The 14,681-nt window shown below is 62.8% G+C and carries 13 protein-coding genes; 9 read left to right on the top strand and 4 right to left on the bottom strand.

The genetic code is table 11. From position 1 onward, the window contains the following. The first annotated feature begins 5 nt into the window (after positions 1–5). Together ACIPZF_RS19160 and dkgB are read left to right on the top strand one after the other, a co-directional pair. Positions 6–1,583 (top strand): hypothetical protein, encoded by a 1,578-nt coding sequence (locus ACIPZF_RS19160; RefSeq protein ID WP_400802104.1) that lies wholly within the window; start codon positions 6–8, stop codon positions 1,581–1,583. 183 nt (positions 1,584–1,766) lie between these two features. Then, a complete protein-coding gene (gene dkgB / locus ACIPZF_RS19155; RefSeq protein ID WP_400802102.1) occupies positions 1,767–2,570 on the top strand; it encodes a 2,5-didehydrogluconate reductase DkgB in 804 nt (267 codons plus the stop codon). A gap of 68 nt (positions 2,571–2,638) precedes the next feature. Here dkgB and ACIPZF_RS19150 read toward each other — a convergent pair whose 3' ends face one another. After that, positions 2,639–3,106, bottom strand: coding sequence for a sn-glycerol-3-phosphate transporter (locus tag ACIPZF_RS19150; protein ID WP_400802100.1), 468 nt, complete (start codon positions 3,104–3,106; stop codon positions 2,639–2,641). A gap of 261 nt (positions 3,107–3,367) precedes the next feature. Between ACIPZF_RS19150 and ACIPZF_RS19145 the strand changes: the two genes are divergently transcribed. Then, positions 3,368–3,832 carry a DUF1348 family protein gene (locus tag ACIPZF_RS19145; protein ID WP_400802098.1) on the top strand — a complete coding sequence of 155 codons (465 nt, stop codon included), beginning with the start codon at positions 3,368–3,370 and terminating at the stop codon, positions 3,830–3,832. Here ACIPZF_RS19145 and ACIPZF_RS19140 read toward each other — a convergent pair whose 3' ends face one another. Both ACIPZF_RS19140 and ACIPZF_RS19135 read right to left on the bottom strand, forming a co-directional pair. Then, positions 3,833–5,188, bottom strand: coding sequence for an ATP-binding protein (locus tag ACIPZF_RS19140; RefSeq protein ID WP_400802096.1), 1,356 nt, complete (start codon positions 5,186–5,188; stop codon positions 3,833–3,835). Then, positions 5,185–5,892 carry a response regulator gene (locus tag ACIPZF_RS19135; RefSeq protein WP_400802095.1) on the bottom strand — a complete coding sequence of 236 codons (708 nt, stop codon included), beginning with the start codon at positions 5,890–5,892 and terminating at the stop codon, positions 5,185–5,187. Before ACIPZF_RS19135 ends, ACIPZF_RS19140 begins: the two co-directional genes overlap by 4 nt. 169 nt (positions 5,893–6,061) lie before the next feature. On the opposite strand from ACIPZF_RS19135, the gene ACIPZF_RS19130 reads away from it, so the two are divergent. The 6 genes from ACIPZF_RS19130 (at position 6,062) to mtlD (ending at position 13,829) form a co-directional block, all read left to right on the top strand. Then, the gene (locus ACIPZF_RS19130) at positions 6,062–6,841 is read left to right on the top strand and encodes a VacJ family lipoprotein (protein ID WP_400802094.1); all 780 of its coding nucleotides are present in this window, start codon (positions 6,062–6,064) and stop codon (positions 6,839–6,841) included. Continuing rightward, complete coding sequence (locus tag ACIPZF_RS19125; RefSeq protein ID WP_400802092.1) at positions 6,834–7,082, top strand: hypothetical protein; 249 nt, start codon at positions 6,834–6,836, stop codon at positions 7,080–7,082. Before ACIPZF_RS19130 ends, ACIPZF_RS19125 begins: the two co-directional genes overlap by 8 nt. Positions 7,083–7,173: 91 nt before the next feature. Further along, the gene (locus tag ACIPZF_RS19120) at positions 7,174–8,409 is read left to right on the top strand and encodes an MFS transporter (protein ID WP_400802091.1); all 1,236 of its coding nucleotides are present in this window, start codon (positions 7,174–7,176) and stop codon (positions 8,407–8,409) included. Between the two features lie 36 nt (positions 8,410–8,445). After that, positions 8,446–9,219 carry an AraC family transcriptional regulator gene (locus tag ACIPZF_RS19115; protein WP_400802089.1) on the top strand — a complete coding sequence of 258 codons (774 nt, stop codon included), beginning with the start codon at positions 8,446–8,448 and terminating at the stop codon, positions 9,217–9,219. A 136-nt stretch (positions 9,220–9,355) separates the two neighbouring features. After that, complete coding sequence (locus ACIPZF_RS19110; RefSeq protein WP_400802087.1) at positions 9,356–11,269, top strand: tyrosine-protein phosphatase; 1,914 nt, start codon at positions 9,356–9,358, stop codon at positions 11,267–11,269. 373 nt (positions 11,270–11,642) lie between these two features. Continuing rightward, complete coding sequence (gene mtlD / locus ACIPZF_RS19105; protein ID WP_400802085.1) at positions 11,643–13,829, top strand: bifunctional mannitol-1-phosphate dehydrogenase/phosphatase; 2,187 nt, start codon at positions 11,643–11,645, stop codon at positions 13,827–13,829. Here mtlD and ACIPZF_RS19100 read toward each other — a convergent pair. Next, positions 13,747–14,673: an AraC family transcriptional regulator gene (locus tag ACIPZF_RS19100; protein ID WP_400802267.1), complete on the bottom strand. Its 927-nt coding sequence runs from the start codon at positions 14,671–14,673 to the stop codon at positions 13,747–13,749. The two genes, mtlD and ACIPZF_RS19100, sit on opposite strands and share 83 nt — an antisense overlap. Between the last annotated feature and the right edge of the window lie 8 nt (positions 14,674–14,681).

The raw sequence follows: 14,681 nt of genomic DNA, 5'->3' as shown, positions 1-14,681 counted from the left end.
TGGCGATGATCACCTTCAATTCCGCGTTACGCCTGACCCCCGTCGTTCACACCGCTATCCGCGCGCCGCAGGTTGGCGCTACCGACCCGGCCCTGTCGGCCACGACGCGCCCCAGTACCCTGGTCAGCCTCGGCCAGCAAATTGCCGACAGCATCAGCCCCACCTACACCGCCAAGGGCACCACCGACGAGCCGCAAAGCCAGTACGTGTGGGAGCGCAATGGCCTCGACAAGCTCAGCATGTACATGGCGAGCGCCATCAAGTCGTCATCCACCGCGGCGCGTTTTCAGGGGCTTGGCGCTGCCCTGCTGGAGCAATTGGCAGCCAACGGCGGCCAGCGCATCGCCCAATCAGGCTTGGCAATCAGCGACAGTACCACCACCGAGCCCCTGCTACTGGGCCTGCAGCAAGCCCGTTTGCGCGAACATGCGACCAATAGCGTCACCTTCAGCCTCACCAGCGCGTCGGGCGCCACCGTGACGCTGGGGCTGTACAGCAGCGCCGCTGGCCTGGCCGTGGACGCTGACGTGCAGGGGGGCACATTGACCCAGGATGAGCTAAGGGGCCTGGCTTCGCTGGCGGACAGCTTCCAGTCCGCAGTCAATGGCTTGTCCCAGGAACCTCCCCGCCTGCAGCTCGGCGCACTGGTCAAGCTTGACCCGGGCCTGTTCACCGGCCTGCAACTGAAGGCCAACCTGGAGACGACCAGCGGCACGCCGCAAACCTTCGACCTGCAACTGAACCAGGATACCCGCAGCTTGAAGCTGCAAGGGGCCAGTGGCGAAGTCAACATGAACTTCGATACCCAGGGTGGCAGACTGCTTGGCAGCCAGGCGCAACGACAGGTCGCGGTGGCCAACTACCTGACCCAGTTCGATGCCGCCCAGAAGCGCGGCGAGGGTGACGCGCAGTTGATGACGCTGTTCAAGGATGCTTTCCAACAGCTCAATAGTGTCGATGATGTCAGTAACCGCCCTGCCAACCATGACACCCCCCTCAATACCGCCAGCCGCCTGCTGTTGAGTGGTCTGGCCGACTTCGACGCGTCGATCAGCCAGCCCCTCAAGAAGATCAATCCGCTGCGTCTCGATGAAGTGGACTACTTCGACTACAAGGTTTCGCAGTCCACCACCCGCGAAGGCAGCGCTGCCAACCTGACCGTGCAACAAGACCAGCAGGCCAGCCTCAAGGCGGCCTGGCACAAGGCACCTAACCCTTTGGTAGAGCTGGTGCTGACCCTTGATAACGAATCACAGAACTACCGCTATCACGAGGTCGATGACCATTCTCGCAGCACCACCCGTCTCGGGTTCGTAAACAACTTACTGGTCGAGGCAAGCGCCACTCAGGAAGCCAGCCAGAAAGAACGTGTAAGAACTTACGAGAAGGGCATATTGAAGTCGGATGAAACCCATCGCGCATCGGCGGACCAGTCCCGCGATTTGCTGAGCATGCTCGACGCCATACTTGAACAGGATCGCGCGGCGCGGCGCGCGGGCGCTGCGTCCACGCTGGACGACCAGCTGCAGGGGCTGCGCCACCTTTGGCTGCTGCAATCGACTCCGGGGCAAATAGCGGCGTAACCTGCGTTGTCCTGCCTGAAATCACGAGCCACCTTCGACTCGTGATTTCAGGTCAAAGGACCTTGATCAGACCACGCCTTAATCAAAGCCTGTGAAACCCGCACACTGCTCCCCACTCGATCGCATCTGGAACAAGAGCGACTACGTGCTTGTCCACTTCAATCATTCAGCAGGAGCAGCCTCATGAGCATTCCATCTTTCGGCCTCGGTACCTTCCGGCTCACTGGCCAGGCCGTCATCGATTCGGTCAAGTCCGCGCTGGCCCTGGGCTACAGGGTCATCGACACAGCGCAGATCTATAAAAACGAATCCGAGGTCGGCCAAGCCATCGCCGAAAGCGGTGTGCCGCGCAGTGACCTGTTCATCACCACCAAGATCTGGGTCGACAACTACGCTGCCGACAAACTGATCCCCAGCCTGCGCGAGAGCCTGGCGAAACTGCGCACCGACCATGTCGACCTGCTGTTGATCCACTGGCCGGCGCCGGGCAATGGGGTTGAGCTCGTCGAGTACATGACTGCTCTGGCTGAAGCCAAGAAATTGGGCCTGGCCCGCCAGATTGGCGTGTCCAACTTCAACATCGAGCTGACCCGCCAGGCCATCGACGTGGTGGGCAAAGGCGAGATCGCTACCAATCAGATCGAACTCAGCCCCTATCTGCAGAACGGCACGCTGGCTGCCTTCCTCAAAGAGCAAGGCATCACCGTCACCTCCTACATGACCCTGGCCTATGGCAAGGTGCTGAAGGATCCGCTGCTGGCCGAGATTGCCGCCAAGCACAAGGCCACGGTTGCCCAGGTGGCGCTGGCGTGGGCCATGCAGCTGGGCTATGCAGTGATCCCGTCCTCGACCAAGCGCGAGAACCTCGCCAGCAACCTGCTCGCCCGCGACCTGCAACTGGATGCCGACGACATGGCGCGCATCGCCACACTTGAACGCAACGGCCGCGAAGTCAGCCCACAGGGCCTGGCGCCAACCTGGGACTGATCGTTCGCCGACTGATCACAGGCCTGGCTGACCCGGCCTGGGCGCAGAAGCTCGGATGGCAAGCGGTCTCAGAACCTCAGCCCCACATTGACCATGGCCGCCGCCGTACCGAGCACGACGAATTCCGCTCCCACTGGGCCCCAGTGAGCACCGATCGAGGGGATGATCACCGGTGCCACGCCCAGGCCGTTGAGCGGAATTCTATCGGCATACTCTCCCCTGTAGCCGTGAACCAGCCCGGCACTCAGTTTGGCGTAAAGCGGATAGCGCGCGTTTTCCCAGACCTTGCCCAGATAGGCGTAGTGGGAGCGCTGGTTGAAGGAGTTCTTGAACGTAGCGCCCCCCCATAGCAGCCCATCGGTATAGACACGTTCGATGCCGATCAATCGCTGGCGGTTGTTGTGCTCCGGGTCAGGGTTCCAGTGCAAGGTGTGGGCGCTGGTCTGCACATACCAATAGTCGCCCTCACGTTCACCTTCCGCGGCGGTAGCAGCAAGGCTTGCGCACATCAGCAGGGTGAATGTCGTTCTGTTCATACTCGATTCCTCGGGGAAATCAGCGAAGCTATTCCCGTCGAGGTCGAGCACCAAGGGCTAATCTGCAGCGCAATGACGATTCAGAAGAGGGCTACATCGAGAGGTGAACAAGCACTGAGGCGCTGTTGAAACTTCCCCTGATTACCCTGTAGCAGGGTCCTTCCACCCAGCGCAATTATGAATTGCCGGATGCCGCCATTCTGCAAACGCTCGCGACGTACTACGCTGTTTCACGCCCATCAACGACGAGGAGTCGCCCCGATGTCCCGCCCCCCTTTGCCACCCTTCACCCACGAAAGCGCCATCGAGAAAGTGCGCCTGGCCGAAGACGGCTGGAACAGCCGCGACGCCGCCAAGGTGGCGCTTGCCTACACCGCCGATACTGTCTGGCGCAACCGCGTGGAGTTTCCCCGTGGTCGAGACGAGGTGCAGGCGCTTCTGACCCGCAAGTGGAACCATGAACTGGAGTACCGCCTGATCAAGGAACTTTGGGCATTCACCGGCAACCGCATCGCCGTGCGCTACGCCTACGAGTACCACGACGACAGCGGCCAGTGGTTCCGCGCCTATGGCAACGAGAACTGGGAGTTCGCCGAGGATGGCCTGATGCAGTTGCGCCACTCGAGCATCAACGAGCAGCCGATCGCCGAGGCCGACCGCAAGTTCCACTGGCCCCTGGGCCGCCGCCCGGACGACCACCCTGGGCTCAGTGAGCTGGGGCTCTGATCAACCGACAGGCAGCGCGACCCTGACTTCCAGGCCGCCCCCCTGGCGGTTGCTCAGGGTCACGCTGCCGCCCTGCTCGAGGACGATGGCGCGCGCCGCCGGCAAGCCAAGCCCCACTCCACCCGTGCCCTTGTTGCGGGAGCCTTCGATGCGATAGAACGGCTCGAACACGCGTTCCTGCAGTGGCTCCGGGATACCCGGGCCACGGTCCAGCACGCGAATGACGAGCTGTTCGGCAGCAACCTCCAACTGCACCGTCGGCTCAGCGCCATACTTGGCCGCATTTTCGATCAGGTTGACCAGCACCCGCTTGATGCCAACCGGCCGGCCAACGTAGACGCAGCGGTGTGGCCCACTGAGGTGGATGATTGCTCCCGCATCCTTGAAGTCCTCAACCACGGTCAACAACAACTCACCCAGGTCGAACGCCGTGGCCGGCTCCAGCCGCGCGTCATCGCGGAAGAACTGCAAGGCCGCATCGACCATTGCCTGCATTTCGTCCACGTCCTTGAACAGCTTGGCCTGCAACTCAGCGTCCTCGATGAATTCGCCGCGCAAACGCATACGGGTCAACGGCGCACGCAAGTCGTGGGAGATCGCCGCCAGCATCTGCGTGCGGTCTTTGAGAAAGTGCTTGAGCTGGGCCTGAGTGGCGTTGAACGCAAGAATCGCCTGACGAAGATCGTCAGGGCCGACCACCGGAATCGGTGGCGCATTGAAGTCCTTGCCAAAGCGTCGCGCCCCCTCGGCAAAACGTTCCAGTGGGCGGGCGAGATAGCGTGTGGCGAACAACGCAACGGCCAGGCTGGATATGATCATCAGCGCCACGATGATCAGGTTGCGCGGCAGCTCGTCGAGCCCCCAACTGCGGTCGGCGGCGCGATACAGCAGCCACGACCTGTCGCTCAGCTCGATCAGCAAGGCGTAGCCACGCTGCGCAGAACCTTCAGGCAGGTCGGCAGGCTCGAACACCTCGATGTGCGCATCAGGGCGATTCAACAAGGCCCGCATTTTGGGCGCACCCTCGCTGAATTCGCTGTCGACCAGCCGTGGCAAACCCGAATCCTCATGTCGGCGCAGCCATTGCACGCTGTACGATGCATCCCCTGCCGCACTGGCGAGGCTGGGTCGCTGCGCAGCGGGTGCGGCATCGATGATTCGGGTGACTGCGGCAGTCTTCTCGATCAGGCCACTTTCCAGCAAGGGTGGCTGCGCCCACACGCTCAGCAATGAACTGAACAGCCATTTGAGCAGCAACAGGCTGAGCATGGCCGCCAGGGTAGTGAGCGCGATCCACCGGGCGATGGTGACGCGGGGCCGTGGCAGCGCCCTGCGCGCCCAGGCGAACAGGCTCATCGCCGGTTTACGCTGGCGGTGAAGAGGTAGCCGACATTGCGCAAGGTACGGATCAGCGGCTCAGTGTCGTCATCGGCTTCCAGCTTGCGGCGCAAACGGCTCACTTGCACATCGATGCTGCGGTCATAGGCATCGTGCGCTTCACCACGCGCCAGGTCCAGCAGCTGCTGGCGGCTGAGCACTCGCCGCGGGTGCTCGGCGAACACCAGCAGCAGCTCGAATTCGCCATTGGACAAGGGGATCATCACCCCTTCGGGTGATCGCAGTTCACGCCGGCTCACCTCCAGCTGCCAGCCGGAGAACTCCAGTACCGAGCGTGGCGTAGCGGCTGGGGTGACGGCTTCGCCCGCTCGACGTAACACTGCTCGGACGCGGGCCAACAACTCGCGGGCAGCGAAAGGTTTGGTCAGATAATCGTCCGCGCCCAGCTCCAGCCCGACCACCCGGTCACTCAGTTCGCCCATGGCCGTCAGCATGATCACCGCCACCGGGAACCCGGCGCGCAAGCGCTGGCAGAGCACCAGGCCGCTGTCGCCGGGCAGCATCACATCAAGAATCACCAGGTCCGGCACGCGCCGCTCGAGGGCTTGCCAAAGGCCTTTTCCATCACTGGCCACATCGACTTCGTAGCCATGCTGACGGAGAAATTTCTGCAACAGGTCAAGGACTTCGACATCATCGTCGACGATCAGCAAATGGTTCACACCGGGATACCGCGTACTAGGCTCAATTGGCGCTAACTGTAAGTCGATTCCTAGGTTGCAGTCATATATTTCAACCCGGAAACAAAGTGTCAGTCGCGAAGCAAATCGGACATTTCCAGGCAAACAAGCACCCGCACCATCGGCGCCAGTTCTTGTCAGGAATGTGCCCATGTCCACTCCACCGTTTGCCTGGTGCTCCGCCCGCAACACATTGCTTGCCCTGTCCCTGCTCGCGGCCGGAGGATGCAGCCAGCGCCCACCTGCCAGCGCCTGTGGCCCCGTGGCCTATCAGATCAGCGACCCGGCCGAGCCGGCCAACCGCGCCGTGTTCGCCTTCAACCGCAGTGTCGACGATTACCTGCTCGCGCCGATCGCGCGAGGCTATAGCGCATTGCCCGACTTCGCGCGACAAGGCGTGCACAACTTCGCCGCCAACTTCGCTGAGCCGAAAGTATTCGTCAACGACGTGCTGCAGGGAAATGGCGAGCGGGCGATGACCAGCCTGACGCGCTTCATCTTCAACACTACCCTGGGCGTGGCAGGCCTTGTCGACGTTTCCGGGAAGATGGGACTGGCCCGGCACACCTCGGACTTCGGCCAGACCTTCGCCGTGTGGCACATCGCCGATGGCCCGATCGTCGAGCTGCCGCTGCTGGGCAGCCACAACCTGCGCGATGCCGGTGGCACGCTGCTGGGCATGGCGCTCGATCCGTTCGGCGACAACAGCGATACCGTCGACACCCTGGGCAACGTGGCCACAGCCGGTGAGGTGGTGGATAGCCGCGCCGAAGCCCTGCCGATTACCGACAGGCTGCGCACCCAACCCGATTACTACCAGGCCGTGCGCGACTTCACCGCGCAGCAGCGTGCGGATCGGGTAGCCGAGGGCAAGGCCGGCGCACCCGGCACGTGGCCGACGAGCTGCCCGGGAGCGCACGCAGATGAATGACGCCCAAGCCCCGGTCGTGCTGTTCAGGCGGTTGCAGCGCAACGCGCGTGAACAGTTGCTGCACGAACTTGAGGCCCGTGTCTCGGAAGATGGCCAGCACCTGATCGTCAGCCGTTATCGTGAAAGGTCTGGGGAGGACAATAACCGGCAGCGTCACGAAGTGCACCGCCGGGTACCCATCGCAATGCTGCTGAAGTGGATGGCGAGGGAAAGTACGCGCCGAATGTCCGAAACGCGCTAGTGGGTGCCTGTTCGACGTGAGACAGGCAAAAGCACCGCTGGCTATCCTCCAGCGGCAATGCCTTGCTACCACTCGAAAAAGAGCCTCGCTTATGACGACTTCTGCCGCCACCTTGGCCACGCCTACCACGCCCGCCGATCAACACCAGGGGTTCCTGGTCCGCATCGTCGGCGCCGCCGCTTTCGCTCACCTGCTCAACGATCTGATCCAGGCGGTGCTGCCGTCGATCTATCCGATGCTGAAAAGCGACTTCTCGCTCAGCTTCGCCCAGATCGGCTGGATCGCTTTGATCTACCAGGTGACCGCCTCCCTGCTGCAGCCGTGGGTGGGCATGTACACCGACAAACACCCTCAACCTTATCTGCTGCCCGCTGGCATGCTGGTGACGTTGGTCGGGATCGCCCTGCTCGCTTTTGCCGGCAGTTACGAAATGCTGCTGGTGGCAGCGGCAGTGGTCGGTGTCGGTTCCGCCACCTTTCACCCCGAAGCCTCACGAGTAGCGCGGATGGCCTCCGGCGGGCGTTTCGGCACCGCGCAATCGACCTTCCAGGTGGGTGGTAACACCGGCTCGGCAATTGGCCCCTTGCTGACTGCCGCCATCGTCATCCCCCACGGCCAGTCGGCGATCGCCTGGTTCATGCTGGCGGCGGCCCTGGCCGTTGGCGTGCTGCTGCGGGTGACCGGCTGGACCATCCAGCATGGCCAGACCCAACTCAAAGGCCTTGCCGGGCAACAGGCACCGGGGCTGTCCAAAGGCGCCATGTGGCGGGCGGTGGGCGTCATTTCCGTGCTGATGTTCGCCAAGTTCGTCTATATCGCATCGTTCACCAATTACTTCACGTTCTACCTGATCGAGCATTTCGGCCTGAGCGTGCAGCAAAGCCAGCTGTACCTGTTCGTCTTCCTCGCCGCCGTGGCGCTGGGCACCTTCGCCGGTGGACCGGTGGGTGACCGTATCGGGCGCAAGGCGGTGATCTGGGTCTCCTTCCTCGGCGTCGCGCCCTTCGCCCTCGCCCTGCCCTACGCGGATCTGTTCTGGACCGCGGTGCTGGCGGTGGCCATCGGCCTGGTGATGTCTTCGGCGTTTGCCGCCCTGGTGGTGTATGCCCAGGAAGCCGTACCAGGCCGAGTCGGCATGGTCTCCGGGGTGATGTTCGGACTGATGTTCGGCATCAGCGGCATCGGCGCCGCCGGGTTGGGCGAGCTGGCCGACTTGCACGGCATCGAATGGGTGTACCAGGTGATTTCGTTCCTGCCGCTGCTCGGGCTGGCCACCGCACTGCTGCCCGCGACCCGCTCGAAAGCACGCCCAGCCACCTGCTGCTAAGATGGCAGCGCTGGAATGCAGCGACACGAGGGCACCATGTTCAAGCCACTGAACGACATGCTGATGGAGGTCGATGAATGGCCTTGGGCGGTCGGTAGCCGCGCCACCGACTACCCGCCCGACTGGTTCATCGCCCCGCACTCGCATGCCAAACATCAGCTGATCTATGCCATCAAGGGGCTGATGATCGTCGAGTCCCAGGCCGAGCGCTGGACCGTGCCGACCAGCCGCGGCATCTGGATGCCATGCGGCCAGGTGCACGCCATTCGCTGCGTCGGCGACGTGAAGATGCGCAGCGTGTTCGTGCGCCCGGATGCCGCCACGAACCTGCCGCAGCAGAGCAAGGCGATCAGCATTTCGCCGCTGCTCAGCGAGCTGATCAAGGCCTCGGTGGACTTCACCGGGCCGTACGCCAGTGACTCGCGCGAGGCGCGCATCATGCGCCTGATCCTCGACGAAATCAGCGTGCTGCCGACCTTGCCGCTGAAGCTGCTGCAGCCCAACGACGCGCGACTGCTGGCTATCTGCTCCGCCCTGCAGCAACGGCCGGACGACCCCTCCACCGTTGCCGATTGGGGCCAGCACCTGGGCATCGACGAGAAGACCATCCAGCGCCTGTTCCGCAGGGAAACCGGTATGACCTTCGGCCAGTGGCGTCAACAGGCGCGGTTGATGCAGGCGCTCGAACGTATCGCCATGGGCGAGCGCATCATCGATGTGGCCGGCACGCTGGGATACGACAGCCCCAGCGCCTTTGCCAGCATGTTCAAGCGCCAGTTCGGCACCACGCCGAGTCAGTTCTTCAAATAGCGCCTTTCAAGAGACAGAAAACGCAGCCAGCGGACAATTCCCGCTGGCATTTGCGCCGCGCTCGGATTTGTAACATTCAGTTTCATATTGCCCTTGGAGAGTAGCCAGACCACCACACTTCACCGAGGCCATTTCCGTGTTGCAACGTCTGTTCTGCTCCCTGTCCCTGCTCACCCTCGCCATCTCCGCCGCCCAGGCTGCCGATGCGCTCGGCACCCCGCGCCTGACCGGCATGGACAACTTCCGCGATATCGCCGGCACTACCACGGCTTACACCACCAGCCACGACGGCGTGATGCGTGGCGGGGTGTTCTACCGCTCCAATGCCCTGACCCCGACTGCCAGCGATCTGAGCGTGCTCAATGGCCTGGGTATCAGCGATGTCTACGACCTGCGTACGCCAAGCGAGATCGCCGCCACGCCCGACACCCTGCCAATCGGCGCCAGCTACACCAACATCGACATCATCGGCAGCACCACCTCGGGCTCGAACATCACCAGCATCTCGTTTTCCAGCGCCGCCCAGGCGCGGGCCATGATGGAGGAAACCAATCGCGCCTTCGTCAGCGATGCTGGGATGCGCGGGCAGTTTTCGCTGTTGTTCAATGAACTGGCCAGCGCCGAAGGTGCCGCCCTGTTCCACTGCACTGCAGGCAAGGACCGCACTGGCTGGACCGCCGCCGTGCTGCTGAGCATCGCCGGCGTCGACGACGCGACGATCATGAGCAACTACCTGGCCACCGATGACTACACCGCCGCCCGCGTGGCCGCGACACTGGCTGCCATGCCGGTGAACATGGCCGAAGTCTACGCGCCGCTGCTGGGCGTCGAAGCCAGCTACCTGCAGGCTGGCCTGGACGAGGTCACCAGCGAATACGGCAGCATGGACAACTACCTCAAGCAAGGCCTGGGGCTGAGCCAGGAAACGATCTACGTGCTGCGCGGCAAGATGGTGCGCTACGGCACGCTACCGGGCGAGGCCGGCCTCGTGGGCAACGCCGCCGGCGGTGCACAACTGCTGCGGCAATTGCAGGACACCTCGTTGTCGGGCAGCTACAGCGCCTACAACTACTACCTGCAGTCCGCCATCGACGCCGGCACCCTGGGTGGCGTGGAGTCGACCGTCGGAGGCCAGGTGCACGCCGACGCCGCCAGCTATCTGCTGCGCCAGGGCGCGATGATCGAGCGCGCTGCCGCCCCCTTTACCGACGGCAGCGACCTCAAGGTCGGCCAGTCGCGCCTGTGGAGCACCGCGTTGGCCGGCTACCTGGGCACCGACGGCTCGGCCCACGCCGCCAGCAGCAATGAGCACAGCCAAGGGTTGATGATCGGCATGACCCAGCGCTTCTCCGAACAGTTCAGCGCCCATGCAGGCGTCGGCTACAGCAATGGCAACGTCGGTGGCGCAGGCGGCGAGGCGGACACCGACCTGACCTTCCTCAGCCTCGGCGCCCGCTTCGCTCCCGGCAGCCTGGAACAGGGCCTGTTCATCGACGCCGATGCCAGTGCCGGTTACCTCGACTACAGCAGCAAACGCGAACTTGGTGGTGGGCTGGGCACCGCCAAGGGCGACAGCCACGGCACCCTGGCCGGTGCCAGCCTGGCGCTGGGCTATCGCCTGAACACCCGTGGTGTCGTGCTTGAGCCGAGCCTCGGCGTGCGGGTCAGCCGTGTCGACCTGTCCGGGTTCAGCGAAAAAGGCAGCGAGCTGGCGCTGCAGGTGGATGATCTGCAGGAAACCCGGCGCAGCGCGGTGGCCAACCTCAAGGCCTCGTTCGCCCCGCTCGCCATGGGCGGCTGGCAGCTGGTGCCGGGTGTCGAGGTGGGCTACGAGCATGCCCTGGGCGATCATCAGGTCGACAGCGAGGGCCACTTGCTGGGGCTGGACATCGAACAGCGCGCGGCCTTCGACAACCGCGACCAGTTCAATGCTGGCGTCAACCTCATGGCCAACCTCGGCGCACTGAGCGTCGGCGCTGAGGTGGCCGCATTGGCAGGCGGCGACAGCCATGGCGTGAGCGGCAGCCTCAAGGCCAGCTACGCGTTCTGATCCCTGACCAGGCCTTGCATGTCATCACCCATACATGCAAGGCTGAAAAAGGACTACCCGTTACTGAACAGGAAGCACTTCACCTCATGCCAGGAATCACACGTATCCATCGCTACTTGCGCTCACTGCCTGCAAATCGAACTGCAGCCAGTGGGCGTGAAATCAAAGCCAAAGCCCGCCTCGCAGCAACGCTTGCAGCCCTCCTCTGTAAACCCCGCTCCGTCCCGCCCTACCTCTGCGTCACCCCTGAGCGCCCGCCTGTCGATCGTGTACCTCCCACCTGACGGACCTCACTGCAGTTTTCCGTAGTCATCGCTTGTGCCCATTGGCAAAGCGGCAGGGTTCACACGATAAAAGGGGACAACCACACCTCATGATTTTCTTTCAGGGCAAACGTATTTTCAGTGCCATCTTCGACATGGACGGCACCCTGTTCGACACCGAACGCTTGCGGTTCAGAACGCTGAAACAAGCCTCCATGGAAATTTTCGGCAAGGCGTTGAGCGAACAGACGTTGATAGGCTCACTGGGCCTCAGCGCGAAAAAGGCCGAGGCACTGGCCAAGGCGCACGAAGGTGAAGACTTCCCGTATGCGCAGATTCGCCAGCGTGCCGACCAGCTTGAGCTCGAGTACGTACGCAATCACGGTGTGCCGATCAAGGCCGGTCTATTGGAAGTGCTGGAGCGCCTGCGCAAGTCGGGCCTGACGATGGCGGTCGCCACGTCCAGCCGTCGAGCCATAGCCGAGGAGTACCTGATCAACGCCAACGTGCTCAAATATTTCGACGTCACCGTCTGTGGTGACGAAGTCAGCCAAGGCAAACCCCACCCCGAAATATTCCTGCGCGCCGCCAGTGCGCTCAATACCGAGCCGAGCAAATGCCTGATGGTCGAAGACTCGGAAAACGGCCTGCTCTCGGCGATACGTGCCGAAGGGCAAGGAATCTTGATCGAAGACATCAAGCCGCCCGCAGCTGAGGTCAAGGCCGGCGCGTTCAAGGCCTACCTCAGCATGCACGAATTTCTCGCCGATCTGAGCGAGTGCGTGCCGCACCTGGGCACGCCAGCGGTGAACGAGCCCTTCCCCGCCTCACTCAATCAGTTTCGCGTCGGCATTCATGGGTTCGGAGCCATCGGCGGCGGCTATCTGACCCAGGTCTTCTCCCATTGGGATGGTTACACCCGGCCTTGCGAGATCATCGCCGCCACCCGCTCGCGCATGCTGAGGGAAACGGTCAGCGCCTTTGGCAGTTACAGCGTGCGCTATGGGGCTACCTCGTTCGACCAGACCATCGAAAACGTGCGCATGATCGACATGGACGACGACGATGCACTGATCGAGATGTACACCGCCGCTGAAATCATCGGGTTGAGCTTGCCTGAGCAGGCCATCCGCAAACAGGCCAAGGTGATCGCCAAGGGGCTGTTGCGCCGCTTTGAACGCCGTGGCCGGGCGCTGACCATTCTGACTGTACTGAACAAGATCGGCGGCGCCGCGTTCGTGCGCCTGCACGTGCAAGCGGAGCTTGAACTGCTGTGCCCGCAGGCGATCAGCCAACAGATCCTGGAAAAGACCCACTTCGCTGAAACGGTGGTCAGCCGCATCGTTTCGAAGATCAGCAACGACGCATTGCTCAGGCAGCTGCGCATCAAGTCGCAGATGTTCCAGAACAGCCTCGAAGGCGAACCTGAACACGCCAGCAAGCCTTCTGCACCGGTGCCAGAATACGAACGACTGATCGGGCGGTTCAGGCCCTTTGCGCAATCCAGTAGCGCGATGAGCCAGTTGCACCTGATCCTGTTCAACAGCGAGCCCGACATGCCGCTGTACGTCGAACGCGGCAGCGACCTGCTGGAGCGCCTGCGCCAGGTGAAAACCGTCACCGACATCGCACAGATCCAGTTGATCAAGAACCGGCTGTGGAATGGCCCGCATGCGATCATCGCCTGGTACGCAAGCCTGCTGGGGTATGACTGGGTCGGCCAGGGCATGGGCGATGCGCGGGTGGCGGCGTTGGCCGAGCGCTTGATCAACCAGGAGGTCGCGCCGGCCCTGAGTGCGGAGAACCCACAAATGACTGAAGTCATCGACGGGTTTGCAGCAACCTTCCTTGAACGCTGCAAAACGTCCTTCAAGGACCCATGCACCCGGGTGGGGCGCGACCCATTGCGCAAGCTCCAGCGCCACGAGCGTATCTTCAGCAGCATCGACCTGGCGCGCAAGCATGGCATTCAAACGCCAGCCCTGGCATTCGGTGCAGCCCTTGCCGTTCACTATGCGCTCGCCTGCGCAGATGGCAAGGACCTGGAAGCGCAGCGCATGAAGCGGCTGTACAAGGACAGCGAAAGCAGTGTCGAAGCGGTGCTTACCTATTCGGGCGACTACAACGGCAAGCCTTATCCCGGCCTGGACTCGACGGCTGACGCAGCAGTGCTCGGGGCGGTCTGCGCGCATTTTCGCCAGTTACGACTGAACGTCAACGAGGCCCCCGCCGCACATCGGCGGGGTTCAAGCCAAATGCGCGCTGAAAATACTGAGCAAATCGCCCGGCATTGCTGAACCCATGCTGCAAGGCCACCTCGGCCACCGAGCTACCCTCACCATTGGCCAGCGCCTGCCGCGCCTGCTCCAGGCGCACCTGGCGCTGGTACCCGACGATCGATGTACCGGCAAACCGGCGGAAGCCGTCCTGCAGCGCACGCAAGCTGACATTGACCTGCCCGGCCAGCTCGCTGCCACTGATCACGCTGAGGGGCTGTTCGCGAATGTGAGCCATTGCCGCCTTGACATGCCTCGGCGCAATCGAAGGTACTGGGCTGCGCAACGCCTCGCTGTAATTGTGCGGCCAGGTTTCCAACACGGCGTCGACCAACATCTCCTGCAGCCGCACTGGCATCAGCAAACCACTGTTGATCAGCTGGTCGAACTCGGCGCCGGTGGCCATTTCGATCAAGGCGCGGATACCTTGAAAGGCCGCCACATTGAGGTCCACCACCGGGACAAAGCGGATTGGCGCTGCCAACGGCCGCCCCAGCAATGCCGACAGCCGCTCGGCGAACAACCCGCGGCGGATCGACATACCGCATTGGGCATGCCTCTGAGCAAACCGCACCGAGCGAATGTCCAGCTTGTCGACCGCCAGACCCACCTGCGCCCCACCAATCGATTCTCCGCGGTGATCGAAGATGATCTTGCCCGCCGTGGGCAGCACGAAGGTGATTTCATCCTGAGGCGTAGGCAAAGCGATGGTGAAATCGCCCTGGTAGTGCATGCGCCGCACGCTCATGCCTTCAAAACGACCGTAGACACCGCCAATGACGATGCCCTCGCCCAGCTTCGGCAGGTCGGCGTAGAGGTTGCCGTGCAGTTGAGTGAACAAGGCAGCGAAATCGTCGCTGCGCATGTTGTCAG

Origin of the sequence: Pseudomonas sp. NPDC089752 (genome assembly GCF_044748725.1) — a bacterium.
GTDB lineage: Bacteria > Pseudomonadota > Gammaproteobacteria > Pseudomonadales > Pseudomonadaceae > Aquipseudomonas.
The sequence above is the reverse complement of the archived record's forward strand: the minus strand, read 5'-3'. Positions and strand labels throughout refer to the sequence as shown.